The following is a 9,702-nucleotide window of genomic DNA, read 5'->3' on the forward strand; positions in this document are numbered from 1 at the left end:
CGCCTGCTTCGTGCTCGGTCAGGATGCCGATGATCTGTTCGTCCGTGAATCTCGTTCGCTTCATTGTCCGTCCTCAAGTTGGATCGGACTCTAATCAACGGTGGAGGAAAAATCCCGTGGCAGGTCAGTGTTAAAAAAGGCCGCGATCTTCTTCGCGAGCCAAAAGCAATGAGATTTCAATTCATTGCGGAGTATCGCGGAGATCTCTCGCGCGCGCATCTGTGTCGCCCTATGCAGGTTTCGGACCGCGGTCTGCGTGCTTGGCGTCGCAGGCCGCCATCAAATCGTCAGCGGCGCGACATGATCCTTCTGGCCCATATCCGCGAACAACATCGGCTCAGCTTGGGCAGCTACGGTCGTCCACGCATGGCCCTGGAATTGAAGGTGGACTTGTCCGGATTTGGTGGAGAGCGTTTAGCTCACTTTCCGGCCTTTCGCTCGAAGGCGATGGGGCTTTGGTAGCCGAGCGATGAATGCCGTCTGACAGGGTTATAGAATCCGTCGATGTATCTGGCGATGGCATTTTCGGCCTGCGGGCGGGTTTGCCATGCGACTGGCCAGATCAACTCCGACTTGATGGTCTTGAAGAATGTCTCGACCATGGAATTGTCGTAACAGTTGCCCCTGCCGCTCATGGATATCTGGATGCCGCGCTTTCTGAGTTCGGCCTGGTAGTCGACAGAGCAATACTGGCTGCCGCGATCGCTGTGATGAACCAGCCCGGGCGCAGGATTGCGGTTCGCGATGGCTCGGCGCAGAGCTTCGACGGCGAGGCCTCGCTTCAGGCGGTCACTTGTTGCCCAACCGACGACGCGCCGCGAGTGGAGATCGAGCACGACCGCAAGGTAGAGCCATCCCTGTGCGGTCCAGATGTAGGAGATGTCCGCTCCCCATTTCCGGTCGGGCTGTTCGGCCCGGAAGTCCTGCGCGATCAGGTTTGGCGCAATTGGCCAAGCATGCTCGCTGTCTGTGGTCCGCTTGAACCGCCGTTTCTGCCTTGCCACAAGGCCGTTCTGTCGCATCAGCCGCGCCGTGCGATGCCGCCCGATCTGATGGCCTTCGTCGATCAGGTCGCGATACATCCGGGGACTGCCATAGGTGCCGTTTGACAAGGCGAACACTGTGCGTATGTGGGCGAGGTGGACCATGTCCTGCTTCTGGCGCTGGCATGCCGGACGATCACGCCAGGCGAAGTAGCCACTCTGGCTGACGTCCAGCACCTGGCACAGGCGACTGATTGGGAAGCTGGCCTTCTCCGCTTCAATAAAGTCGAAGCTCATCGACTTGCGTCTTTCGCGAAGAAGGCTGCGGCTTTTTTAGGATATCGCGCTCCTGCTTCAGAACCGCATTCTCGCGCCGCAACCGCTTCAGTTCTGCGTGCAGGTCAACCGAGGTATCGACCGGCTCACTGGCATCCCGCTCTCGACTGAGCCAGCGTGTCAACGTCGAAAGCCCGATCCCCAAATCTTCCGTGATTTCTCGCCGCGTCCGGCCACTGGTCAGTGCCAGCCTGACCGCTTCTCGCCGAAACTCCGGCGTCGGTCTGTTTCCGTTTCCCATAGAACACCTCCTGGTTCCTCAGTTGGTGCTCTCCACTTTTTCAGGGCAAGTCCAAACCAGGATTTCACGGCAACGGTGCCAAATCAGAAGTGGGCCGGGGACATCACCTACATCTGGACGCGTGAAGGGTGGTCCTGTCTATCTGTCATCATTGATCTATATTCGCGTCGCGTGATCGGTTGGGCGAGCAGTAATTGCATGAAGCAGGACCTGGCCCTACGTGCTTTGGACACGGCCACCGCCCTGCGCCGCCCACCACCTGGCTGTATTCACCACCCCGATCGCGGAGCACAATACTGTGCTCACGAGTACCAGAAACGCCTTCGCCGTCACAAACGGCGACCTTCAATGAGCGGCAAGGGAAATTGCTTTGATAACTCGGCTGTTGAGAGCTTCTTCAAATCCCTCAAGGCCGAGTTGATCTGGCGAAAGGCTTGGCAAACGCGCCGGGACGCCGAGGTCGCTGTGTTCGAATACATCAACGGCTTCTACAACCCGCGCAGGCGCCATTCAGCACTGGATGGGAAATCACCCGTGGCATTCGAAAAGATCGCCGCCTAAAATGAGCAACACACCGGAACGCAGCCGTTACACGTCCAGTGTTTTCTTTTTGATCATCCCCGCCTGCAAAGCAACCAGATGCTTGCCAAATTGGCGTTTCGCGTTTGCGGCGAAGGGAGCCTCGGTTTATACCGACAGGATAAGCAGCCCGTTCTGCTGTTTTTTTGGGCATTATATTTCGAGGCACGACACTCTATGAAATACTACGTAGCAGGCCACCGTGGCATGGTCGGCGGGGCGATCCTTCGCAACCTTCAGGCTCGTAAGGATGCGGGCGAAGCAATTGAGCTGGTCACCCGCACCTCGTCTGAATTGAACCTGACCGACCAGGTGGCGGTGCGCGATTTCTTCCAGACCGAAAAGCCCGATGTGGTGATCCTGGCGGCGGCCAAGGTGGGCGGCATTCACGCCAACAACACCTATCCGGCGCAGTTCATCTATGAAAACCTGATGATCGAATGCAACGTCATCCATCAGGCCTATGCGGCGGGGGTCAAAACGCTGCTGCAGCTTGGCAGCTCGTGCATCTATCCCAAGGCGGTGCCACAGCCGATGAAGGAAGACGCGCTGCTGACCGGCACGCTGGAACCCACGAACGAGCCCTATGCCGTGGCCAAGATCGCCGGGATCAAGCTGTGTGAAAGCTACAACCGTCAGTACGGCGTGGATTACCGTTCGGTCATGCCGACCAACCTCTACGGGCCGGGCGACAACTTCCACCCGGAAAACAGCCATGTGCTGCCCGCCATGATCCGCCGCTTCCATGAGGCCGTGCGCGATGGCGTCGATGAGGTGGTGATCTGGGGCTCGGGCAAGCCGATGCGCGAATTCCTGCATGTCGACGATATGGCCGAGGCCAGCCTCTATGTGCTGGAGCTGGATAAAGCGACCTATGAGGCCAATACCGAACCGATGCTGAGCCATATCAACGTCGGCACCGGCACCGATGTCACCATCCGCCAGCTGGCCGAGATGGTCGCCGAGGTGACAGGCTTCAAGGGCAAGATCACCCAAGACCCGACCAAACCCGATGGCACCATGCGCAAGCTGATGGATGTCAGCCGCCTGGCCGATATGGGCTGGAAGGCGCGGGTGCCGCTCGAACAGGGCGTGGCCGAGACCTACGATTGGTTTAAGCTTGCAGAAGGGCTGCGGCTTTGAAACCGGAAGGAGCCTCGATGTGGGCTGTCCGTCGCAGCCTTGCCCGTGCTGCTATGGTTTAGCCACAGAAACGACATAGGACGATCACATGAAAATTTTGGTTCTGGGCTTTAGCGTCACCGTCGAAAACAACGGCTTCGTCGAGCAGGCGCGCGCGCGCCTATCTGGGCCGGACGCGCCGGTGCTGGTCAAGACAGGCATGGGCGGGATGCAGCCCTACCACGGGCGCTACCTATTCCCGTCCATCATCGAGCGGCACCAGCCAGATGCCATTGTGCTGGACATCGCTACGCCGGCCTTCCGTAACTTCTCGACTTCGCAGGCCCCCTACAAGGCTTCGCTGCATTCGGTGCTACGGACATGTCGTGACCAGGGTATCCGGCTGGCGCTGCTCGACTTGCCTCGCAACGATGTGGATTACGCGGATGACTGGGTGACGCGCTACAACGCAAAAGTCTGCGCTAGGCTGGGCCTCCCGCACCACATCGTGCCGCTGACCGACGGACTGTTGCGTGACGAGGTGCACCCCACCTCCGAAGGCCAGGCGATCTATGCCGATGTTCTGCTGGATCTGATGGGGCAAGCGGCGTTGGTCCCGGAGCTGCCGCCGGAGATGATCGAGAACCTGCCTTGGTTCGATGCCGTCGCGGTCGACGACATCGCCCCGCCCGAGCTGCCGCGCGAGCATATCGACCGGGGCGACCTTGCGGTCGAGTTGGTCGAGCTGGCCGCCGGCCAGACCGTCGAGATCGACCTAGGCGAGCCGGTCAAGGTCTGCGGGCTGACATCGCGCATGGGGCCGCGCACCGGCACGCTGGAATTGCGGATGGGCGGCAGCACCCTGCGCCAGGCCAGCTATGACCAGTTCTGCTACTACAACCGCGTCGGCGCCGCGCTGTTCGGCGGGCAGAACGCCAGCGCGGCCAAGGTCTGCGAGACGCTGCGCATCACCCAGCTGCCGGACCTGCCCGACGTGGCCTTGCGCAAGGGCGAAGCCGACACCGGCCCGCGCCTCGGAGGGCTGGGCCATCTCTTCATTGAAACCGATGCCCCGCGCTGCGCCCGGCCGGGCAGGAGGAACACCCCAATGAAAGTGCTTGTCTTCGGCTTCAGCGTCACCGCCGAGACCGGCGGCTATGTCGAACGCTGCGCCACGATTTGCGAAACCGAACTGCCCGGAGTCGAAGTGGTGAAAGTCGCCATCGGCGGGCTTCAGCCCGACCATGCCCGCCACCTACTCGAAGACGTGGTCGCCACCCACGCCCCCGATGCCATCATCATGGAGGTCGCAACCGCGGTATACCGGCTGCGCCCGCGCTCGAGTGCGCAGATCGCGGATCACACCGCAGGTATGGAGGCGGTGTTCGCGTTGTGCAGGGAGCGGGGCATGCATTGCGGTATTCTCGACCTGCCGCTGGACGGGATCTGCGACGACGACGACTGGATGGCGGAAACCGACGCCGGCTTCTCAAAGCGCTACAACGTGCCCTTCCACCGCGAGCCGCTGAACAATGCGCTGCTACGTGACAACGTGCACCCCAACGAAGAGGGCAAGGACCATTACGCCCGGGTGCTGTTCGAGCTGGTCGAAAAGGTCGTGCGCACCCGGCCTGATTTCGCCGCGATGACGGCTGAACGCAGCTTCGGGGCCTATCCGGTTCAGACGCTGGACATCCCCAACGGCACCTTCCGGCAGTTCTCCCGCGCCGGTTTCGTCACGCCGATGCTCGAGCTCCCCGAAGGCCGCCCCATCGGCATCAACCTGCCCGAGCTGGTAACGGTGACGGGACTGATTATGCTCATGGGCCCCAAAAGCGGCACCTTACGGCTGATGGTCGGGGACAAGGTCGACAAGATGTACTGTTACGACCGGCATTGCTATTACGAGCGGGTGGGCGGCAAGCCGCTGACCCCGCGCCTGGCCAGCCGTATCGCGGTGATGCAGACCCCGGATCTGCCGCCCGATGATCTGCTCAAGGGGGAAAAAGATCTCGGGCCGCGCTCCGGCGGCATCACCCATGTACTCTTTGAGCGGGTAAGCGATTGAGCGCCCGCCCATTTCCACCGTTCCCCCATTTCAGAAAGTGATTCTCATGTCCGCGCAAATCCATCCTATCCTTCTTTGCGGCGGTTCCGGCACACGCCTTTGGCCCCTGTCGCGCAAATCTTATCCCAAGCAATTTGCCAAGCTGATGGGCGATGAAAGCCTGTTTCAGGCCTCGGCCCGCCGTCTGTCGGGCGAAGGGTTCGCCGCGCCGGTGGTGCTGACGGGCGATCCGTTCCGCTTTATCGTGACCGAACAGCTGGCGCAGATCGAAATGGGCCCCTCGGGCATTCTGATAGAACCCGAAGGCCGCAACACCGCGCCTGCGATCCTGGCCGCTGCGCTTTGGCTGGCCGCGCAAAAGGGCGACGATGCGCTGATGCTGGTGGCCCCTTCCGATCACGTGATCCCCGATGCCGAGGCCTTCCGCGCCACGGTGGCCGCCGCCGCGCCGCGCGCCAAGGCCGGTGATCTGGTGACCTTTGGCATCACCCCGGACCGCCCCGAGACCGGCTATGGCTATCTGGAACTGGCCGCCGGCGCCGATGCCACCGCCGCCGAGCCGCAAAGCCTGGCCCGGTTCGTCGAAAAGCCCGATGCCGAGCGCGCCGCCGAAATGCTGGCCGCGGGTAATTTCCTGTGGAACGCGGGCATCTTCCTGTTCACCGCCGGCACCATTCTGGCCGCCTATCGCGCCCATGCCGCCGATCTGGTTGAGGCCGTCAGCGCCGCGGTCGAGGGGGCGGGCACCGATCTGGGCTTCACCCGTCTGGCCCCTGAAGCCTGGGCAGGTGCCAAGGATATCTCGATCGACTATGCGATCATGGAAAAGGCCGACAATCTGGCCGTCATGCCCTATGCGGCCGGTTGGTCGGATCTGGGCGGCTGGGATGCGGTCTGGATGGAAAGCGCCAAAGACGAGGCTGGCAACGCCTGTTCGGCGCAGGCCACCGCGATCGACTGCCAAGGCACGCTGCTGCGCTCTGAAACCGATGGCCAGCAGGTCGTGGGCATCGGGCTTGAGGATATGATGGTCGTGGCCATGTCCGACGCGGTTCTTGTCGCCCCCAAGGCCGAGGCGCAGCGCGTCAAAGAGGCAGTGTCGGCCCTGAAGGCCAAAGGCGCCAGCCAAGCGGTGCAACTTCCGCGCGATTATCGCCCCTGGGGCTGGTACGAAAGCCTGGTCATCGGCGGCCGCTTCCAGGTGAAGCGCATCGTTGTGACCCCCGGCGCATCGCTGTCGCTGCAGTCGCATCACCACCGGTCCGAACATTGGATCGTCGTTGAAGGCACTGCCAAGGTCACCGTGGATGAAACCGTCAAGCTGGTGACCGAAAACCAGTCGGTCTACATCCCGCTGGGCGCTGTCCACCGGATGGAAAACCCCGGCAAGGTGCCCATGGTCCTGATCGAGGTTCAGACCGGGTCCTACCTTGGGGAAGATGACATCGTCCGCTACGAAGACATCTACGCCCGAAACTAAAAATCAACGGCCGGTCCCTGTGGCCGGCCCTTTTACAAAAGAAGTTTAAGAATGCTCCAAACCAAGATTGCTGTTGCCGGGATCGGCTATGTAGGACTTTCGAACGCGGTTTTGCTGGCCCAAAACAACGACGTCTGCGCGCTTGATATCAGTGAAGAGCGCGTCAATCTGCTCAACGCTCGCAAGAGCCCGATCATTGACGCTGAGTTGGAAGCCTATCTTGCGGAGAAGCCGCTAAACCTGACGGCCACCACCGATGCTGAGGCGGCTTTCAAGGATGCGCATTTCGTCATCGTGGCAACGCCCACGAACTATGACCCTGAGACCAATTACTTCGACACATCCAGCGTGGAGGCGGTGATTGAAAAGGTCATTGCGGTGAACAAGGACGCGACGATCGTGGTCAAGTCGACCATCCCGGTGGGCTACACCCGAAGCCTTAAGGAAAAGCTTGGCACCGATCAGGTGATCTTCAGCCCCGAATTCCTGCGTGAGGGCAGGGCGCTATATGACAACCTGCACCCCAGCCGGATCATTGTAGGCGAGCAATCTGACCGCGCCCGTGTCTTTGCGGATCTGCTGCTTGAGGGGGCGATCACCAAGGATGTGCCCGTACTCTTTACGGATTCCTCCGAAGCCGAAGCGATCAAGCTGTTCTCGAACACCTATCTTGCGATGCGGGTTGCCTATTTCAACGAACTCGACAGCTATGCCATGAGCCATGGCATGGACGCTCGTCAAATCATTGATGGCGTCGGCCTCGATCCCCGCATTGGCAGCCATTACAACAACCCCTCGTTCGGCTATGGCGGCTATTGCCTGCCCAAGGACACCAAGCAGCTGCTGGCCAATTATTCCAACGTGCCGCAGAACCTGATGGCGGCGATTGTCGATGCCAACCGCACCCGTAAGGATTTCATCGCCGATCAGATCATTGCCCGCAAACCGGCCCGCGTGGGGATCTACCGGCTGGTGATGAAGGCCGGGTCCGACAATTTCCGCCAAAGCTCGATCCAAGGGATCATGAAGCGGATCAAGGCCAAGGGCATCGAAGTCATGGTTTATGAACCGGCGCTGGAAGAAGACAGCTTTTTCGGATCGATCGTCGCCCATGATCTTAAGGCCTTCAAACAGGACTGCGACGTGATCATCGCCAACCGCCGGACAGACGATTTGGCCGATGTCGCCGAAAAGGTCTTCACCCGCGATCTGTTTGGGTCGGATTAATCAGGTGATCCGCGTCTGTGCTATTGGCACCTATGCCCATAGACAGCCATTGGCCTACCCCCAGATCCGGGCGGAAGTCTGTCGTCGCATTCAACTGGTCGAACGCCCAGAGAGTGCCGATCTGGTGGTCGTCGCCCATAGCAAGGATCTAGACAGCCACGCCACACAGCTGGCGCGGCTGTCCCCATCTCAGCGCCTTGCCTTGCTATCCGAGGAACCCTTTTGGGATACGGTTTGGGGGTACGGCCCTCTGGCGCGTGATTTGCAACACCCAACCAAGCACGGCACCCTTCGGGTTGCGCAACTGAACCACCAAACAAGCGCTATTTTCCAGTTCAGGCAAATCCCCTACTTCCTGCTGACAGATACGCATTATACGACACGCTATGGTGTGTGGTTCTCGGAAATGGCGCACTACCGCCCTGCCGATTGGGCAGAGCATTTCAAAGCGGTGAATGGTCGGACCGCCTTTGTGATGGCCCATCGCCAGTCCCCCCGTTATGACGTGGCCTTTGCAGGCACTGAGGTGCAGTCGCTATGCAATCAGCGAACTGCTGTGGCGGAGGCCTGTCGTGGCAACGATGTGATGTATCTTGGTCAGCGTTGGCAGGATGGCCCACCACGCCAAACCATTACCGACTGGCACTTGGACAAGTATCTCAGGTTGAAGAACCGCTTTCACTTTGTCAGCGCCATAGAGAATACACATCAGCACCAGTACATAACCGAGAAGATCTTTGATGCTTGGGCCGTCGGTGCTGTCCCGCTGTATATGGCAGGACCAAAGCATCGGGTGCATCAGTTGGCTCTGCCGGGCACTTGGCTAAATCTGATGGACATCCAGCCCGAAGACGTGCCGGCACACCTTGCAGCCCATGTTCAAACCCCCGAGTTTCTGGAAGCGTACACCGCTCAACAGAAAATCATCGCCCGTCTTGTTGGCACATCCGAGACATGGCGAGCCGAATTGGAGCGCTTGGGCCAAGCACTGGTTCACGAGTTTTCCCAGCTTTTGGCGGGATAACCCAACACACTATGTCCGTCTTCCAAGGAGGCTCTATGGCCTGGAAAGTCATCAACCATCAGATCATCCTAGACCGCCCGCCCTATCTGCGGGTGCGTCAGGAACAGGTCGAGGTGCGCCCCGGTCAGGTGATCGACGATTTCTATCAGGTGGATCTGGTGGAATTCGCCATGGTTATCCCGTTTCTGGAAAACGGCAAGGTGCTGGTGATCCGCCAGTACAAGCACGGGCCGCGCAAGGAAATCTATGGCTTTCCGGCCGGGCTTCTGGATCCGGGCGAAGCGCCCGACATCGCCGCCCGCCGCGAATTGCTTGAGGAAACCGGGCTGGAGGCGCCCAGCCTGCAAGGGCTGGGGCATTTCATCAACGATGGCAATCAGGGCTGCGGCGGCGGGCATTACTTCTATGCCACCGGGTGCCGCCGGGTGGCCCGGCCTGACCCCGGCGACCTTGAGGATTTTGCTTATCTCGAACTGACCCCAGATGAGATCACCCAAGCGATCCGCGCGGGGCAGTTCGCCGTCATTCACCACGCGGCGGCCTGGGGGCTTTGGACGATGCTGGGCCAGCGCTAGGCCCGCCCCCCATTACCCAGACATGAAAAAACCGCCGCCCGGTTTGGGGCGGCGGTTTTCTTGTTTC

Annotated in this window: 7 protein-coding genes and 2 pseudogenes; 8 read left to right on the forward strand and 1 reads right to left on the reverse strand. The window is 60.4% G+C overall.

Going from position 1 to position 9,702, the window contains the following annotated elements; genetic code table 11:
* Window positions 1–129: 129 nt before the first annotated feature.
* Window positions 130–384 (forward strand): annotated as a pseudogene (locus PRI8871_RS17850) (IS3-like element IS1133 family transposase); the annotation flags it as partial.
* 35 nt (window positions 385–419) lie between these two features.
* Here PRI8871_RS17850 and PRI8871_RS17855 read toward each other — a convergent pair.
* Window positions 420–1,560, reverse strand: a protein-coding gene (locus PRI8871_RS17855) for an IS3 family transposase (RefSeq protein ID WP_370742174.1) whose coding sequence is annotated in 2 segments (ribosomal slippage) — window positions 420–1,301 and window positions 1,303–1,560 — 1,140 coding nt in all. Because the reading frame shifts where the segments join, the coding sequence is not laid out codon by codon here.
* 51 nt (window positions 1,561–1,611) lie between these two features.
* Between PRI8871_RS17855 and PRI8871_RS17860 the strand changes: the two are divergent.
* The 7 genes and pseudogenes from PRI8871_RS17860 to PRI8871_RS17890 all read left to right on the forward strand — a co-directional run.
* Window positions 1,612–2,121 (forward strand): annotated as a pseudogene (locus PRI8871_RS17860) (IS3 family transposase); the annotation flags it as partial.
* Window positions 2,122–2,316: 195 nt separating this feature from the next.
* On the forward strand, window positions 2,317–3,282 hold the full coding sequence (gene fcl, locus PRI8871_RS17865) for a GDP-L-fucose synthase (RefSeq protein WP_108887563.1): 966 nt from the start codon (window positions 2,317–2,319) through the stop codon (window positions 3,280–3,282).
* Between the two features lie 88 nt (window positions 3,283–3,370).
* On the forward strand, window positions 3,371–5,329 hold the full coding sequence (locus PRI8871_RS17870) for an SGNH/GDSL hydrolase family protein (RefSeq protein ID WP_108887564.1): 1,959 nt from the start codon (window positions 3,371–3,373) through the stop codon (window positions 5,327–5,329).
* Window positions 5,330–5,375: 46 nt separating this feature from the next.
* A complete protein-coding gene (locus tag PRI8871_RS17875) occupies window positions 5,376–6,809 on the forward strand; it encodes a mannose-1-phosphate guanylyltransferase/mannose-6-phosphate isomerase (protein WP_108887565.1) in 1,434 nt (477 codons plus the stop codon).
* Window positions 6,810–6,860: 51 nt separating this feature from the next.
* Window positions 6,861–8,036, forward strand: a complete 1,176-nt coding sequence (locus PRI8871_RS17880; protein WP_108887566.1) for a nucleotide sugar dehydrogenase — start codon at window positions 6,861–6,863, stop codon at window positions 8,034–8,036.
* Window positions 8,037–8,085: 49 nt separating this feature from the next.
* Window positions 8,086–9,060: a glycosyltransferase family 10 domain-containing protein gene (locus PRI8871_RS17885; protein ID WP_181389517.1), complete on the forward strand. Its 975-nt coding sequence runs from the start codon at window positions 8,086–8,088 to the stop codon at window positions 9,058–9,060.
* A 35-nt stretch (window positions 9,061–9,095) separates the two neighbouring features.
* A complete protein-coding gene (locus tag PRI8871_RS17890) occupies window positions 9,096–9,635 on the forward strand; it encodes an NUDIX hydrolase (protein ID WP_181389518.1) in 540 nt (179 codons plus the stop codon).
* Window positions 9,636–9,702 lie beyond the last annotated feature (67 nt).

Source organism: Pseudoprimorskyibacter insulae, assembly GCF_900302505.1.
Taxonomy (GTDB): domain Bacteria; phylum Pseudomonadota; class Alphaproteobacteria; order Rhodobacterales; family Rhodobacteraceae; genus Pseudoprimorskyibacter; species Pseudoprimorskyibacter insulae.

Coding starts and splice junctions, on each gene's coding strand:
- PRI8871_RS17890 (WP_181389518.1), top strand. CDS start 9,096: ATGGCCTGGAAAGTCATCAACCATCAGATCATCCTAGACCGCCCGCCC.
- PRI8871_RS17875 (WP_108887565.1), top strand. CDS start 5,376: ATGTCCGCGCAAATCCATCCTATCCTTCTTTGCGGCGGTTCCGGCACA.
- PRI8871_RS17880 (WP_108887566.1), top strand. CDS start 6,861: ATGCTCCAAACCAAGATTGCTGTTGCCGGGATCGGCTATGTAGGACTT.
- PRI8871_RS17870 (WP_108887564.1), top strand. CDS start 3,371: ATGAAAATTTTGGTTCTGGGCTTTAGCGTCACCGTCGAAAACAACGGC.
- fcl (WP_108887563.1), top strand. CDS start 2,317: ATGAAATACTACGTAGCAGGCCACCGTGGCATGGTCGGCGGGGCGATC.